Here is a 294-nt window from a genome sequence, read left to right as displayed (position 1 = left end):
TCCGGCAGCGACCTACTCTCCCGGGACCTAACGTCCCAGTACCATCGGCGCTGGAGGGCTTAACTGCCGTGTTCGGAATGGGAACGGGTGTTTCCCCTCCGCTATTGCCACCGGAAACTTTTTTCTGTTCCCTCAAAACTGCACAGAGGTTTATTTAGGGTTTACGGTTTTAGGTCTTCGGTTTTCGGTTTTTCTAACCTCAAACCTCCAACCTCTAACCTCTAACTTGAAGGTCAAGTCCTCGACCTATTAGTACCGGTCCGCTCAACCGATTGCTCGGCTTACACGCCCGGC

General features: G+C 52.7%; 1 rRNA gene. It reads right to left on the bottom strand.

The features are described from left to right. Positions 1 to 115: ribosomal RNA gene (gene rrf, locus ciss_RS09630) — 5S ribosomal RNA — on the bottom strand; the annotation flags it as partial. Between the last annotated feature and the right edge of the window lie 179 nt (positions 116 to 294).

Origin of the sequence: Carboxydothermus islandicus (assembly GCF_001950325.1) — a bacterium.
GTDB lineage: Bacteria > Bacillota > Z-2901 > Carboxydothermales > Carboxydothermaceae > Carboxydothermus > Carboxydothermus islandicus.
This window is presented reverse-complemented; position numbering and strand designations above follow the sequence as displayed.